Genomic DNA, 16,035 nt, shown 5'->3' with positions numbered 1-16,035 from the left:
TAAAGTGCAATGGCAACAATATTGATAAGCCTGTAGCTCCAACTATTATCTATTTCAAATATGAATAATAAAGAACAAGTCGGTCAAGAAATGAATCTTAATGATGAGAATCTCAATCAAGAAATGACTGATACTACTTCATCCGAAACTGTAGAAGATCAAGTCTCTTCTGAAGAGAATAAGTTAGAATTCGAAATAGCAGATTTGAAGGATAAATATCTTCGACTTTACTCAGACTTTGAGAACTATAGAAAAAGAACTGCTAAGGAGCGATTGGATCTTATCTCCACAGCATCAGAGGATGTGTTAAAAGATTTGATTCCTATTGTGGATAATTTCGAGCGAGCTTTCAAAGCTAGCGAAAATGAAAAGGATGGTTCTAAAGTGAGAGAGGGAAATCAGTTGATCTTCCAGATCTTTTTGAGAGTACTCGAAAGCAAGGGATTAAAACCAATGACTGATCTTGTTGGGAAGCCTTTTGATGCAGATACTCAGGAGGCTATTACTCAGATTCCGGCATCAAGCGATAAGATGAAGGGGAAAGTTGTAGATGTGATAGAGAATGGTTACGTGTTAGGAGATAAAGTAGTACGCTACGCAAAAGTGGTGACAGGAGCATAGTATTATGGCAAAAAGAGATTATTACCAAGTTTTAGGAATAACCAAGTCCGCCTCAGCGGATGAGATAAAGAAAGCGTACAGGAAACTCGCGATTCAATATCACCCAGATAAGAATCCTGACAATCCTGAAGCTGAAGATAAATTCAAAGAAGCAGCAGAGGCTTACGAGGTATTAAGTAATCCTGAGAAAAAGCAGCGGTATGACCAATTTGGTCATCAAGGAGTAGGCGGTGCTGGAGGATACGGTGGAGGCGGGATGAACATGGATGACATCTTTTCCCAATTCGGCGATATCTTCGGTGGTGGAGGCGGAGGAGGAGGATTTGGTTCTTTCTTCGGCGGCGGCGGCGGAGGCCGACGTACCAAAAAAGGGACAAATCTTCGCGTGAAGATGAAAATGACTCTTGCTGAAATTGCCAATGGTGTAGAGAAAAAGATTAAAGTGAAACGCCATTTAATCGCTGATGGGGTTACTTTCAAGCCTTGCTCTGCTTGCCAAGGATCTGGACAGGTGAAAAAGGTGGTTAACACTATGCTAGGACAGATGGTGTCGGCTAGCACGTGTGGAGTCTGTGGTGGAAGTGGTCAGATCGTTGACAAAAAGCCTGCAGATGCAGATGCAAGAGGCCTTATAATGAAAGAAGAAGTTATTTCTATAAATATTCCAGGGGGCGTAGCTGAAGGTATGCAGCTAAGTATGTCTGGAAAAGGTAATGAAATACCAGGTGGAATCGCCGGGGATCTGCTTATTGTAATAGAAGAAATAGAAGATAAAGTTCTTCAGAGAGATGGTAACAATGTTATCTATGACTTATATGTTTCCTTTATTGATGCGGCTCTTGGAGCATCCATTGAAGTACCTACTATTGAGGGAAAAGTCAAAATAAAGATTGATCAAGGAACCCAAAGTGGTAAAATGCTACGCTTAAAAGGTAAGGGGATCAAGGATATTAATGGATATGTTAAAGGTGATCAGCTGATCATGGTTAATGTGTGGACTCCTACCCATTTGTCACGAGAGGAAAAAGAAACTTTAGAAGCTCTGCGGGATTCAGATAATTTCAAACCCGACCCAGGGAACAGTGAGAAATCATTCTTCGATAAGATGAAAGAGTTCTTTTAATAAAAAAAGCCAGAAGCAATTCTGGCTTTTTTTATATTTTTAAAAAACCTTTTCAAAGTCGCCTCGTAACCTAACCGTATGCTTAGAAATTTGTGTCTACTATTCGTGATGATGATTGGATGGGTAGCTGTGAGTAAGGCGCAACTTGTAAAGGAGTTTAAAGCGACAGAGAGAACTGGTTTCGATATGGTTGCTCTTGAGTTCACTACTTATAAAAGTAGCACTCAGCTTAAGCGAACCAAATCTTCAGACCCTGTCTATATTCATGGACACCTTAATCAAACGAATATCCTTCCAGTATTTTCTCAGAAAATCTCAAACAATATTCTTCAGACCTCTTTAGTTCATAAGAATGTGGAATCTGAAAACTTGGGCAAAAGCATCACATCCAAACTTTTTTCTAGCTCTTCAGATAGCTTTGACCATAGCTGGAATGTGGCTTTAAGCACTAATTATCTGTATCATTTAGATTTTAATTTGGGCATGGGTAAGTCAGATTTTGACTTGGCAAATCTTACCATCAATCAGCTGAAAGTTAAAAGCGCGAGTGCTGACGTACTCATTCACTATGGGGACAATTCTCCAAATCAGGTGCAAATGGATACCCTTTTGGTTACGCTGAATATGGGTACTGTGGTAATAAATGATGCAAATTACACCAATGCTAAACGGATGATTTTAGAGGTCAATTACGGTAAAATTGATTTGAACTTTTCTAATGGAATGCATAGTGCAAGTCATGTGATCGCAGCTGTGGGAGCAGGGTCAATCTATTTACGGTTACCTTCAGACTCGTTTCCCATAAAAATTAAAGTGCGAACAACTGCGATGTGCAAAACATCTCTCCCAAAATATTTGAAAACTTTGGAAAAGGGTGTATATATCACAAAAGGCTATGATGCCGCAGATCCTAGATTGATGGAATTAATCCTGGATGTCGGAGTTGGTTCATTAACTGTTGAATAATTACTATTTTTTGCCATATGCTGAAAATTGAAAAGCTTAATAAATCCTATGGAGCCAATAAAGCGCTGTCGGATGTGGATTTGACTGTGTCTGAAGGTTTGGTTTTTGGGCTTCTCGGCCCAAATGGCGCTGGAAAAACAACTTTAATCAGAATTATCAACCAGATTATCGATGGAGATAGTGGTAAAGTCTACATCGGCGGAGAACTTTTAGCTCCAAAGCATATTGAATTGATTGGCTACTTGCCTGAAGAGCGTGGACTGTATAAGAAAATGAAAGTCTGGGATCAGATGCTTTATTTCGCCAGACTCAAAGGGCTCAGCTCATCGGACGCCAGAATTAAGATCAAATACTGGCTGGAAAAACTCGAAATGGAGACTTGGAGAGATAAGAAAATCGAAGATCTGTCTAAAGGGATGGCACAAAAAGTCCAGTTTATTTCTACCGTGATTCATAATCCGCCACTTTTGATCCTAGATGAGCCATTTTCAGGATTTGATCCAGTGAATGCTGAAATTATCAAGGATGAGATTTTGGAACTCAAAGCTAAAGGCACTACAGTGATACTTAGTACTCATAGAATGGAGTCTGTAGAACTTCTTTGTGATCAGGTAGCGATGATTAATCGCTCAAAGAAAATCCTTGATGGCACGATTAAACAGGTAAAGTCCATTTATAGACCAGAAGTATATTCTATTACTTTGGATCAATTGACCAGAGATTTACCCACCGAATGGATATTGAAAGAAGACGAAGGTAGCTATAGCTTCACGCTTCCATTGAGTGGAAAGCATCCCAATGAACTTCTTAATGAATTGATGCAATACGGACAGGTAAACCGCTTTCAAGAGTTAATCCCGAGTATGGAAGAAATTTTTATTCACCAGGTAAAGTCAACAGAAAATGGATAAGATCTGGTTAGTGATTCAGCGGGAGTATGTGTCTCGCGTCAAAAAGAAATCGTTTTTACTTGTCACCTTATTGACGCCACTGATATTCCCCGCTATTATGGGCGTTTTTGTGTGGATAGCAATGGAAGAAGAAGGAGGTCAATCACTGCGGATAATAGAGGTAGTGGATGATAATAAATTATTCTTCTTAGAAAGCTCGGATCAATACGCATTTTCGTTTTCAGACTCCAGTCCAGAAGAAGCCAAAAAACTCGTTCAGGAAGGTAATCGGTATGGTTTTCTGCATATTCCAAAGTTTGATATTACAGAACCTACGGGAATTTCATTCTACGGGGAAAAGAACCCAAGTATGAACTTGATTAGCTACCTGGAAAATAACCTACGAAAGAAAATCGAAGAACAACGGCTTTTTGAAAGTGGAATTGACCCCCAAATCATTAATGATGTTCGTACGCAAGTTGCAATCAAATCTATCACACTTGACGAAGAAGGCACGGAGACAGTCAGTGATGCTACCGTAAATTATGCGATTGGTTTTGTAGCAGGGATTATGATCTACATGTTCATTTTCATCTATGGCAATCAGATCATGCAGGGTGTGATTGAGGAAAAGTCAAGTAGAATTGTTGAAATCTTAGTTTCCTCACTGAAGCCTTTCCAGTTGATGCTTGGCAAAATCATAGGAATTGCGGGAGTAGGGCTTACCCAGCTTTTGATCTGGATTTTACTCATTGGTATCTTGACAACGATTGTGACAGGCTTTCTAGGGTTGCAGATGCCGCAGCAGCAAGCAATGGAAATGGCTAATCCTGAAATGACTCAAGGTTTGATGCAAAATACCGACATGGGCGAGATTCTTCAGGTGATCTCAGGAATTAACTATGTGCAGATTGCACTCAGTTTTGTATTTTATTTCTTGGGAGGATATTTGCTTTACGGAGCTTTATTCGCTGGAATTGGTTCAGCAGTAGATTCACCTTCTGATGCACAGCAATTTATGTTGCCAGTTACTATTCCTCTGGTCGTAGCATATATGGGACTGTTTGTTTTTATACTAAACGATCCGAATAGCACCACCTCTTTTTGGCTTTCTATTGTTCCTCTGACTTCGCCTATAGCAATGATGGGAAGGGTGAGTTATGGTGTTCCTTTCTGGGAACTTGCCTTGTCTATGGGGCTTTTGATCGTAGGTTTTCTATTAACTACTTGGGTGGCAGGAAAAATCTACCGAATTGGAATTTTGATGCATGGTACTAAGCCGAGCTACAAAACACTTTGGAAGTGGATAAGAACGAATAATTAGCGGTTTCGAATTTATTTGATGCTATTAAATTCGAACTACTTTGATTTACCTTCTGGCAGATCCAAGACTGGAGAGGGAAGTGGCATCAAGTTAATTTCTTTCCTTCAGTCAAGTAGCTCTTTTACTTTTCCATATGATTTACTCAATTCCGGTAGATTAGCTTTTATAAAAAAAGGAACGGCTTCATGAGAAGCAGTACAGCGAATTTTAAAAAAAAATCCCGGTCAGATGGCCGGGATTTTTGATTGGTTTCAAGGAGATTTCTATCGAAGGTATGCTGATAGCATCCACACTACTTTTTCTTTTGCAGTGATGTAATCACTCATAAGTGAGGCAGTTCCTTCGTCTCCAGATGCCGCAGCTGCTTCCAGTGTTTCTCTTTCCAGTTGCAATAAGGTATTTAGATTACTTTTCACAGTCTCCACCATTTTGGTTGGATCGGAGATCTCTTTAGCTTCTTTGATAGTAGCTGTCTCGATATATTCTTGATAGGAGGAAAAAGGTCTTGCCCCCAAAGTCAAGATTCGTTCTGCAGTTTCATCTATGGCCAGATTAGCGGCATTATAAAGCTCTTCAAATTTGGCATGAAGCTCAAAGAAATTTGGACCTGTTACATTCCAATGAAAATTCCTCAAATTCTGATAGTAAACCTGATAGTTAGCAAGTAGGTCATTAAGCTTTTCCACCAAAACCTTACTTTCTTTGATTTCTAATCCTATGTCGTTCATTTTCATATATATATTGTTTGTTAATCTATGGTCATATGAAATCCTGCATGCAAAATGATCATCCAAGTGTGTGATGCCAGAGAGATGCTCGATTTCATATTTCAGTTCTTTAATTTTCTCTGCTTGAATTAAAGTTTAAATTTACTCACTAGCGCTTTACCTTCCCAACTGATAAAATCTATACCCAACTCATACTATCTATATGATTAGGAAGTTAATATCGGTAGCGTATTAACATTAATTAATGAAAAAAAAATTTCAAGACCTTACTTCCCTAGAGTTTTATACCAATAAGAAACAGGTTAAATGGATTGTGGTTGCTGCTTCTATAATCATAGGAGCAGGGTCGATTTGGTACACAAACAGTCTAGTGGAGGAATTGCGCGAGCGAGAGAGAAGGCAGATAGAGCTGCTCTCCAGTGCGTTGGAATATGCTGCCACCACCATGGAAAATCTCACATTCATAAATCAAGAGATTATCCAGCAAAATTATTCTATCCCTATCATCATGGTGGATGATTCGGAAAATCCAATAGAATTTAGGAATATCATCTTTAGGAATGATGCTACTGCTGAGGATTCTGCTAAGACTCTTACAAAAGAGCTTGCTACGATGCGGGCTGAGTACGAGCCGATCTTGCTTCCTGAAGCTGATATTCTGGTTTACTACAGGAATTCGGAGCTACTCATAAATCTTAAATACTACCCTTATGTGCAATTGGGGATTATATTGATTTTTGGAGCATTCGCCTATGCGCTTTTCAATCAAAGTAAAATAGCCGAACAAAACAGAGTTTGGGCGGGACTGACCAAAGAAACTGCTCATCAGCTTGGAACTCCTATAGCTTCACTTATGGCATGGATTGATTACCTGAGAAATTCTCCCGTTTGGGATGAAAACAAGGAAATCATTCTAGAGATGGATAAGGACGTAGTGAAATTGCGGATGGTGACGGAGCGGTTTAGTAGCATAGGAAGTAAGCCCGTAATCCAGACTGGGAATGTCTATGAGACGATAGAAGATACGATCAATTACCTGAGACCTAGAATTTCTACGAAAGTAGAAATGAATATCTATGCAGATTCCAAGGACCTGGAGGCTATGATGAACAAGCCACTTTTCGAATGGGTAATTGAGAATATTTGCAAAAATGCCGTCGATGCGATGAAAGGGAAAGGTAAAATAGACATTGAGATTCTTCAGGACAGTGACAAGTTTGTAATTATTGACATCACGGATACTGGTAAAGGAATGGAGAAGAATATGTACCGACGTGTTTTCAACCCTGGATTCTCTACCCGTCAACGAGGCTGGGGACTAGGTTTGACGCTAGCGAAGCGCATCGTGGAAGGATACCACGGAGGAAAGATCTTTGTAAAACATTCCGAAGTAGGCAAAGGGACTACTTTCCGGATTTTACTTCATGGAAGCCAGGAGGGTGCGTCGCAGTTTATTACGGAAGGAATTCTAGAGTATTGACTTTGGGTATATAGGAATTACGATATGCGATTTACGAGAACCTCGATAGAGCTGAGCGACAATTACAATTCTGAGCTTAAAATAAAACATTCATAAATTAGAACTTCACAAATGCAAATTCCCGCCAACCTTAATTGACAGATAGGATTGGCGGGAATCTGCGTTATTTTTCTGTGTCGATCTGCAGAGACTTTTTAGAGACTTTCAGAAATAAAAGAAGATAAACTTTTAGGCAAAGAACGAAGTGCCAATTGAACTCGTAAATCCAAAATCGTAATTCGTAAATTCTTTCCACCTATTTTTTCCCTACCTTTGCACCCTTAATTTGATGTCTCCCATGAGTTTGAAAGAAGAAATCCAGAAGCGTAGAACCTTTGCCATTATTGCTCACCCTGATGCGGGTAAGACCACTTTGACTGAGAAGTTGTTACTTTTTGGGGGTGCGATACAGACGGCAGGCGCAGTGAAATCGAATAAAATCGACACCGGAACTAAGTCGGATTGGATGGCGATAGAGAAGCAAAGAGGTATCTCCGTCGCGACTTCTGTCATGGGATTCGAATATAAAGACATCAAAATCAACTTGCTTGATACGCCCGGTCACCAGGATTTCGCGGAAGATACCTATCGAACATTGACAGCGGTCGATTCGGTAATTATGGTGATTGACTGCGTGAAAGGAGTGGAGATTCAGACGGAAAAACTCATGGAAGTTTGCCGGATGAGAAATACGCCCGTGATCTGCTTTATCAATAAACTGGATAGAGAAGGCCGTGATCCGTACGAGTTGATCGAAGAAGTAGAGCAAAAACTGAACATTCAGTGTCACCCGCTTTCCTGGCCTATTGGTATGGGAAAAAGCTTCAAAGGCGTATACAATCTTTTTGATCATAAACTCAATCTTTTCACCCCATCTCAGCGAAAGCTATCTGACGTTCGTAAGTCCTTTGAAGATGTGAATGATCCAGAATTGGATGGATTGATTGGGCCGAACTATGCCAAGCAACTTCGCGAGGATGTAGAATTGATCGAGGGTGTTTATCCCGAGTTTGATCCTACGGAGTATTTGGCTGGAAAAGTAGCTCCGGTTTTCTTTGGCTCCGCGGTGAACAACTTCGGAATCAATGAGATGCTTGATACTTTCATCAAAATCGCTCCAGCTCCGAAAAGCCGTAGAACGGAAGATCGGGAAGTGAAGCCTGACGAAAAGAAATTCTCTGGTTTTGTATTCAAGATCCACGCAAACATGGATCCGAATCACCGAAATAGAATTGCATTCATGAGAATATGCTCAGGTGTTTTTGAACGGAATAAGCCTTACAATCACGTTCGCGGACCAAAGCCTTTGCGTTTTTCCAATGTGACACAGTTTATGGCGCAGGATAAGGAAATGATCGATGAGGCATTTCCAGGAGATATTGTAGGTCTCTATGATACAGGTAACCTGAAGATCGGCGATACGCTGACTGACGGCGAAGACATGCAGTTCGTAGGAATTCCAAGTTTCTCTCCGGAGATTTTCCGTGAGGTCGTGAATAAGGATGCGATGAAAACCAAGCAGCTGGAAAAAGGTCTCAAGCAACTCATGGAAGAAGGTGTCGCGCAGATGTTCACCTTTGCTATGGGTTCTAGGAAAGTAGTCGGGACAGTTGGTCAACTTCAGTTTGAAGTAATCCAGTTTCGATTGAAAAATGAATACAATGCTACGGTAGAGTTTCATCCGATGAACCTGTACAAAGCCTGCTGGATCACCAGCAAGGACAAAAAGCAATTGGATGAATTTGTACGCTCCAAAAACCGTCACATCGCCCATGATAAAGACGGCAAGCTGGTCTTTATGGCCGAATCAAAAGCTTGGCTTCAGATGGTAATGGATAATTATCCTGAGATAGAGTTTCACTTTACTTCGGATATTTGATAAAAAACCCTCTAGATTTTAAAATCTGGAGGGTTTATAACTTTTGATACCTATTCTAATTCGTAGAGAGTCAAATTAGGTTTACCATCATCATGATAGGTTATTAGAAAATCATCATTTGGAGAAACTGCAATTTGATTAACTTTTATAGGGATAATTAGCTCTTTAATTTTGTTTCCGTTCCAATCAAGCACTTGAATGATATCACTTAAATAAGGGCTCTGACTTAAATTTTTTCCAGAAAACAGAAGATAAATATATTGGTTTGAAACAGAGCTACTTATATATCCAAATTTATTACTGTCTGACATGGATGCAGTAATTACGTTGGGATTATCTGAGCCGGAAAACTGTGGAGGCCAACCTTCAAACCTATATTTTAATTTAATGTCTTTCTTTGTTATCTCAAGAATGTCAAAAGTTGGGGAGAATTGGCTAGTCGTTAAAATGTATTTACCATCTGGTCTTAGAAATAATTGTCCCTGTTGGCTCATTGTGATTGAAAAATTTTCAACTTCTGAACTTGGATCTGTAAAGGGATAATTTATATCCAACTGTTGATATTCGGCTAGGTTTTCATATTCTACTGCATATTTTTTTTGAAACATTCCAGTGCCAAATAAGATTGTGTCATTTGCTTTTATAACTCTATAGAAATTATTTGCGATTCTCTGTTTTTCTTTACTCGTACAGTAGTAGTCGTCTTCCAGTAATTTAATTTCTCTATACATAAATAGTCTAGAATTGTACAGCCCAATTGTACTTGTGTCATTAGGCAAGATTTGCGAAAACGTTGGAAATGAAAATTCACAAGGGCCTTCACCAGTTTTTGCTATTTTTAATTCATATTCTGGATTATTAATGTCAAAAATTTTAAACTGGTAATTTCCGTCAGGATCATTTATCAAGTATTTGTTGCCAATGAAATGAATATCCAGTAACCTATTAATGCGATGAGAACTGTTTAAAAATTTACCATTTTTCAATAACTGAGTTTGTATAAACTCTTCTTTTTGCTTATTTGTGCAGGAAATCACAAGGGAAATGATAATAAATAATGATATTTTATTCATAATGGAGTATGTTGTAAATATGACTGAAAATGGCTATCCTTTTATAAAAAAAGGACAGCCTGAGGTTCTCATTAAACTTTACAAAACTTCACATTCACTTTTGTTACCGTAGAAAAACTTTGTTGTTTCATGCCATTCTCCGTTTTCAAATACTTGATATACAACACTAGTACATAAAGTCATTGTTTGTTCGTCGCATCTGACACAATCTTCAACTGCCATTGAAGGGGTAGTAAATACAAATGCGCTCATAGCTAATACACCTGAAAATAAAATTAACTTTTTCATATTAAATAAAATTTGCATTAAAAAACCCCTTTGTATAGGCGGATTCGTTTTCCTAATCACTTGGCCAAAAGATCACTAGCAATATAGGTGGGGGGGGGGGGTAATATTGCAACTAATTATTAATATTTTTTTTAAGAACTTAGTAATCAGCATTTATACGCATTTTAACGTCAGAATTAACTTTATAAAACTGAGGATGAAAGAGATTGAACTGACTAAGTCTTTTCTGGAATCTTAAGGGGTTTCGGTTTTATTGAAAAATTCGGAATTGGACTCCGGACTTTTCCACATTACTTCAGAATATTAAAAGTCGAAACCTTCCAGGTTTCAAAAACCTAAAAGGTTATTTACTTATCCGCTTACTTTTCAATAATGTAGCTAAATCTTGAAGTTCCAGGTTTACCACCTTTACTAATTCCTTCTATCTCTCCATAAATCACATTCTCGGCATCAGAATTATAGAAGGATACAGAGGTCTTTCCCGACGAATCTGTCTGGATATTCGGTGCCCAAAAAAGAGTAGCACGCCGATCTGGTTTAGGAAGTGAACTGGTATCTGCTGGATATTTGGGTGAGTAGAATTCCTCTTCCACCTGATAGCCCTTCATGGTCAATGTGGCATCCTGTTGGATTGGTTTTTTATCAGTACCAAGGTTTTTTCTAGTGTAAAATCCAATCACTCCGTTTGTTCCTCTTGCACCGAATATCGCCGTGTCGGCTCCCTTCCACACCCGGTAGCCTTCGATTTCATGAACGGGGATAGTGACCAAGGATTCTAACCTGACCTGAATGTCATCCACCATGAGCATAGGTTCCATACTGCTGTCGATGGAATTCACTCCTTGGATAAGAATCTTCGCACTTGCTCCATAGCCCGTTATTTGCACACCAGCCACTCTGCCTCTCAGGAGGTCTAGTGGGTGAAGCAGATTTTCCAGTGCCGGCTTTCCAGATACCTGCATCTGCACAGTTCCTGCACCATAGGAACTTGAGATCTGAGTTGGCTCGTCTATCCTAATTCCTCGAATCTCTATTCCCTCCAATTCCAGTTCTGAGTTCTCAAAACTATAGGCTTTTTCAATCGCTTGTCGCTCGAAAGCTTTGCTCAAGAAATTCTGCTCCAAAGCAATAGGCTGGGTAAAAGCATTAGAGAGTTGCTGTAAAAGACTAGGTGAATTGTAGGATTTATCTGTCAATATAGTAGCAGGTCTACCATTGTTTGTTTTCCCTTGAAGAATCACTTTCGTGGAGTCGAAGAAGATGAGGTCGTGGATTTCAAACTCACCTCTTGAATTGGTTATTGTTGTTTTAGATTCTGGAAAGGGAAATAATGACAAGTAGGAAACCGTGCCAGATTCTATTGGCTGATTTTTCTTCTCATCAGTAAGCACTCCTCTTATCGTCAATCCTTTTTCAACGCTATACGCAGGATCTAACACCTTTTCGCTCAAGGCTTCCGTGATGGTGAATTTCCTCCAACCTTGAGTCAGCATCAGGATGTCCAGGTCTTTTTCCCGATTCTTATTGTTGGGATTGAAATAATATCCTGGTGATTCGATGTGCCCTTTCAGTTCTGAGGAAAGCAAAAGATACGAATGTATCGTTTCCTTATTTTCGTCTAAAGAAACCTGTCCGCCATCGAAAACAGTCAAAGACAAATTGGCTACTACAGGATTCCCTTCTTTATCTTTTGCTTCGATATCAAGTTGAACTAGTTCTCTTGGTGCAAAAACTGTTTTGCTCATGGAAGTTGTGATAGTTACCTGATCTTGATGATCAATGAAAACTAGTCGCTCTGCCAGAGGATTTCCGTTTTCATCCAAAACAGTGATTTGAGCGATCCCTGAGGGGAATTCTTTCTTTGAGATTCGTGTAAAGCTTACTCTCTTAGAAAGATCAGCTTGGCTAGAAGCGCAGACTATTCCACGTGTTTGCGCCAAAAGATAGACAGTTTGTAGGTTGGAATTCTCTGAAGCTTGAACCTTCAAGAGGATATCTGCTGTAGAAGGCGAATTAGTCACAGAGAGAATTATCCCCGAATCAAGGGCTTTTGGCAGCTGAACTATTTCATCGCTATTATCAAGTAGCGCGGTGTATTGCATTCCTACTTTGGGAACCAACCCAAAAACACCCATCCCAAATTGATTGCTTTCAAATGTGGCAACTTCCTTATCCTCTTCATAGACTTTTCCGCTGACCACTTTGCCCAAGCCATTGGTTCCGATAGCCTTGAAACCTACTTTGCTCATGATCCCGTTGACGAGATTCCCGCCTTCGGGAAAGAACTGTAGAGCTATAGTTTCATCACTCAGCACATTATTGACGGGGTCTTGGGTGTTCCAGATTTTTACATCCTTATGGAAAAAATAAGCTTCGTCAGCATTCCGCATCCAGTTGGTGTAGGATCGAACTAGGTAGTTTCCTGAGGGAAGTGATTCGTCTAATTCTAGCTGACCTGCGGCAAAACCATCTGGAGAAAAAAGCTGATGCTGCTGTATTATTTCACCCGTGCTATTAATCAGTTCCACATAAATCGTATTACTGAGTAATGAAGGCTCGTGGTATGCGCCAGCGGTCAGGTAAGCTTTAAGCCAAATAGTCTCCCCAGCGGCATAGTGAGCTCTGTCTAGGTGCAGGTAAACTTTCTCCTGAGGTAGCTCGGTGATATATTTTTTAAATCCTGTGATGATCCGCTCCAAAGGATCATTTGTAGGAGAGAAAGAAATCAGTATGCAAGCAAGTGTGACAGCACAAACGCGGAATCGGAACTTTTTATTTTGGAAAATCAATTTGAGGATTTTGAAGTTTTAATAATGTAAAACACAACCTAATTTTGAGTTTAGGTTGTGTATAAAAGTTTCAATGAATGCACAAATTTAATTTCTTGGAATTTTAATTAGGTCTCACATTGAGTTTCAAGAAATACAATTACAACATTTGAACATGTTGAACTTCCAGTTGACCAGTATAATTCACCACATCCATTGTAATAATCAGTTCTTGTACAAGCATCTTGCCCATATCCTGACTGGAAAGGCAAAAGAAAATTTAGTACTAGTCCCATTGCAAGTACAGAAGCTATTTTCAATTTTTTCATCTTAAATAAAATTTGCATGGAAAATCCCTTTGAGTAGGCGGATTCGTTCTCCTAATCACTTGGCCAAAAGATCAGTAGCAATATAGGTGGGGGGAGGGTAATATTGCAACTAATTATTAATATTTTTTTTAAGAACTTAGTAATCAGCATTTATACGCATTTTAACTGCAGAGTTGAGAGGATAAAACTGTCGATGAAAGAGATGCGAATGAAAGGGTCTTATGGGATTTGGTTTTTATGGAATAATTCGGAATTGAATTCCGAATTATTCCATTTTACTTCTCAGAACTAAAAGACGAAACCTTCCAGGTTTTTGAAACCTGGAAGGTTTGGTTTACAAGTTGCCAATACGGTTGAATAGTGACTCATAATTCAAGATTTCAAACGTCTCAACTCCGTCGGCTTTAAAAAGAAGAATCTGATCTTGAAGATCAACAATACCTTTCTGAATCAATTTTTTTTCCTCATCCAAGTAAACAGGGACAGACGATTGCTCAAACAAAGGATTGAATCGCATGATTTTATTATTTTTTGCCACGATAACTATTGCTCCTCTAGTCGTCTTAAATTCACTCAATTCCTGATAGAGTTGATCCAGACATGTTTTACAGCCTTCTGGATGAATGACTAAAATCCAATCTGTTGGTTGAGAAATTTCCAAAATCTCAGCAACTCTATTTTTATTGTTACCAGTACATCCCAATGTCAATAAGAAGGCAGAAAAGAAGAAAATTCCTTTAATCCTCATATTCTAATCCTTCAAATCTAATGATATCATAGCGTAAAAAATTCTCATCAAAGTCATCTCGATTTGGATTGTTAGTAGAGACGTACAATCCTTTCCGGCCGACGAAGGAGTTCCAGTTTTCTATGGAATGATCTTCAAATACATGTTCACCTATTACATCTAAATCTTTATTAAGTATTAATACACCTACTCTGGGTTTGTTGGTGAATAATTCTCTAGGAGTCAAAATGTAGCTTTCCAATTCTATACCTGCAAAGAAGAAACGATAAAACACGTCTCTGAAATGATCATTTAATAAAATTTCATATCTGCCCGCTTCTAATGCTTTAATCATTCCTTGATCCCCAACTGGATAATCTTTCAAAATATTAAACTGATTTAAATGGGATGATCTAGCTTCCTTGTATCCAAGAAGTTTTCCTTTGTTTTTAGAAATAATCCATAGTCTATGATCTGATAGAGGAGAAACAATGATAGAATCATATCGATCAGCCCAAGATAGATTCGGGTCTTTTTTCCCTTTATCCCATTCATCTTCTGGTCGACTAATTTCAAGCCATTCTACTTCAGGTTGTCCTAATGAAAGATTCAATTGGAAAAAAGGCGTAGATTGTTTCGCATCGCCTTTTGATGTTTTGAAAATATCTGAGAAAAATGGTTGAGAACCGAACAGCGTATCACCTTTAAATAAAAATGGAACTAAATTAGTAGACCCCAGCCAGTTCACTTTGTTTTTAGGATCAGTTACAGGTATACTTCTTTTTTTATTACCGTTAAAGTCAAGTACTTGAATTTTTGGAGGTATTGAGGCAAGAAGTAAACAATCTAATGAGGCAATGGTAAATCCATTGAAAGATCCGACACCATTGGGACCTTCTCTATTTATTTTTATACTTTTTGTAGCTTGTTTGGTATCCAAATTAAAAAATTCCAAGCTCTGACTAGTTTTGCTGTACAGAGCCAAATACTCTCCAGAATCACTATCTATGTATTGATTTCTGGTTATACTGGGAACAAAGTTTTCTTCAATAGGAATTTTTAAAGTTTCAAAAGTATAGGCGTTTATTTCATTCGTAACATTCTTAGGGTCACAGGAGATTATGGTAACAATAAATAATAAGTTATAAAGCTTTGTCATTCTTATTTTTAAAAATGAAAGAGATCGTTTTAAGTAGCATTTCAAATGCCTTGAATCTACTAAAATCTAATCTCCTTCAATAATTAGATACTTGATGTAATTTAATCCTCTACTGGACCTCCTTCACATACACACATGGCATCTGAAATAGGATCGAAACAATCACTGCCGTTCCAATTACATTTAGCAATCCCTTGAGCATCTGCATTTGAAGAACCAGAATATGCCATTCCGAAAACACTTAGTCCTATAATACCAGCACCTAATGCAATTAACTTTAACTTTTTCATCTTAAATAAAATTTACCTGAAAAAATCCCTATGAGTAGGCGGATTCGTTTTCCTAATCACTTGGCCAAAAGATCACTAGCAATATAGGTGGGGGGGGGTAATATTGCAACTAATTATTAATATTTTTTATGTATATCCGCAATGACACCAGTAGCCAAATAAGTTCTAACAGACAGTTGGTGACAATTGCTTTCTTAGGCTCTGAACTCGGCTTAAATTAGGTCAAAATAGACGGTTTTGACCATGAATATTATCAATTTCAATAATCGGTTCCCAGACGAAGTTTCCTGTGTTGAATTCATCAAGGAGCAAAGAATCCAGCAAGGGATCAGTTGTAAGAAGTGTACTGGA

At 38.7% G+C, this 16,035-nt stretch carries 14 protein-coding genes and 1 pseudogene; 8 read left to right on the top strand and 7 right to left on the bottom strand.

What is annotated here, in order from left to right; all coding sequences use genetic code 11:
• The first annotated feature begins 60 nt into the window (after positions 1-60).
• From BVH02_RS19775 to BVH02_RS19755, 5 genes are all read left to right on the top strand, one after another.
• A complete protein-coding gene (locus BVH02_RS19775; RefSeq protein ID WP_086503206.1) occupies positions 61-621 on the top strand; it encodes a nucleotide exchange factor GrpE in 561 nt (186 codons plus the stop codon).
• 4 nt (positions 622-625) lie between these two features.
• Positions 626-1,744: a molecular chaperone DnaJ gene (gene dnaJ / locus BVH02_RS19770; protein WP_086503205.1), complete on the top strand. Its 1,119-nt coding sequence runs from the start codon at positions 626-628 to the stop codon at positions 1,742-1,744.
• Between the two features lie 78 nt (positions 1,745-1,822).
• Positions 1,823-2,710, top strand: coding sequence for a hypothetical protein (locus BVH02_RS19765; RefSeq protein ID WP_223271928.1), 888 nt, complete (start codon positions 1,823-1,825; stop codon positions 2,708-2,710).
• A 17-nt stretch (positions 2,711-2,727) separates the two neighbouring features.
• Positions 2,728-3,621 carry an ABC transporter ATP-binding protein gene (locus BVH02_RS19760; protein ID WP_086503204.1) on the top strand — a complete coding sequence of 298 codons (894 nt, stop codon included), beginning with the start codon at positions 2,728-2,730 and terminating at the stop codon, positions 3,619-3,621.
• A complete protein-coding gene (locus BVH02_RS19755; protein WP_086503203.1) occupies positions 3,614-4,924 on the top strand; it encodes an ABC transporter permease in 1,311 nt (436 codons plus the stop codon). Before BVH02_RS19760 ends, BVH02_RS19755 begins: the two co-directional genes overlap by 8 nt.
• A 263-nt stretch (positions 4,925-5,187) precedes the next feature.
• On the opposite strand, the gene BVH02_RS19750 is transcribed toward BVH02_RS19755, so the two are convergent.
• Positions 5,188-5,658 carry a Dps family protein gene (locus BVH02_RS19750; protein ID WP_086503202.1) on the bottom strand — a complete coding sequence of 157 codons (471 nt, stop codon included), beginning with the start codon at positions 5,656-5,658 and terminating at the stop codon, positions 5,188-5,190.
• A gap of 238 nt (positions 5,659-5,896) precedes the next feature.
• On the opposite strand from BVH02_RS19750, the gene BVH02_RS19745 reads away from it, so the two are divergent.
• Together BVH02_RS19745 and BVH02_RS19740 are read left to right on the top strand one after the other, a co-directional pair.
• Positions 5,897-7,132, top strand: a complete 1,236-nt coding sequence (locus BVH02_RS19745; protein ID WP_086503201.1) for a sensor histidine kinase — start codon at positions 5,897-5,899, stop codon at positions 7,130-7,132.
• Positions 7,133-7,469: 337 nt separating this feature from the next.
• Positions 7,470-9,050: a peptide chain release factor 3 gene (locus BVH02_RS19740; protein ID WP_086503200.1), complete on the top strand. Its 1,581-nt coding sequence runs from the start codon at positions 7,470-7,472 to the stop codon at positions 9,048-9,050.
• A 50-nt stretch (positions 9,051-9,100) separates the two neighbouring features.
• On the opposite strand, the gene BVH02_RS19735 is transcribed toward BVH02_RS19740, so the two are convergent.
• From BVH02_RS19735 to BVH02_RS19705, 6 genes are all read right to left on the bottom strand, one after another.
• The gene (locus BVH02_RS19735; protein ID WP_086503199.1) at positions 9,101-10,123 is read right to left on the bottom strand and encodes a BF3164 family lipoprotein; all 1,023 of its coding nucleotides are present in this window, start codon (positions 10,121-10,123) and stop codon (positions 9,101-9,103) included.
• Between the two features lie 78 nt (positions 10,124-10,201).
• Positions 10,202-10,411 (bottom strand): hypothetical protein, encoded by a 210-nt coding sequence (locus BVH02_RS19730; protein ID WP_086503198.1) that lies wholly within the window; start codon positions 10,409-10,411, stop codon positions 10,202-10,204.
• Positions 10,412-10,770: 359 nt separating this feature from the next.
• A complete protein-coding gene (locus BVH02_RS19725; RefSeq protein ID WP_086503197.1) occupies positions 10,771-13,200 on the bottom strand; it encodes a TonB-dependent receptor in 2,430 nt (809 codons plus the stop codon).
• A 642-nt stretch (positions 13,201-13,842) separates the two neighbouring features.
• Positions 13,843-14,256, bottom strand: a complete 414-nt coding sequence (locus BVH02_RS19715; RefSeq protein ID WP_086503195.1) for a hypothetical protein — start codon at positions 14,254-14,256, stop codon at positions 13,843-13,845.
• Complete coding sequence (locus BVH02_RS19710) at positions 14,246-15,394, bottom strand: DUF4221 family protein (protein WP_086503194.1); 1,149 nt, start codon at positions 15,392-15,394, stop codon at positions 14,246-14,248. Before BVH02_RS19710 ends, BVH02_RS19715 begins: the two co-directional genes overlap by 11 nt.
• A 101-nt stretch (positions 15,395-15,495) precedes the next feature.
• Entirely contained in the window at positions 15,496-15,684 is a 189-nt protein-coding gene (locus BVH02_RS19705) for a hypothetical protein (protein WP_086503193.1), read from the bottom strand.
• A 243-nt stretch (positions 15,685-15,927) separates the two neighbouring features.
• Here BVH02_RS19705 and BVH02_RS21595 point away from each other — a divergent pair.
• Positions 15,928-16,035 (top strand): annotated as a pseudogene (locus BVH02_RS21595) (IS1595 family transposase); the annotation flags it as partial.

It is taken from the genome of Algoriphagus ratkowskyi, assembly GCF_002150505.1.
GTDB classification, from domain to species: domain Bacteria; phylum Bacteroidota; class Bacteroidia; order Cytophagales; family Cyclobacteriaceae; genus Algoriphagus; species Algoriphagus ratkowskyi.
Note: the sequence above shows the minus strand (reverse complement) of the source record. Positions and strands in the feature narration are given on the sequence as shown.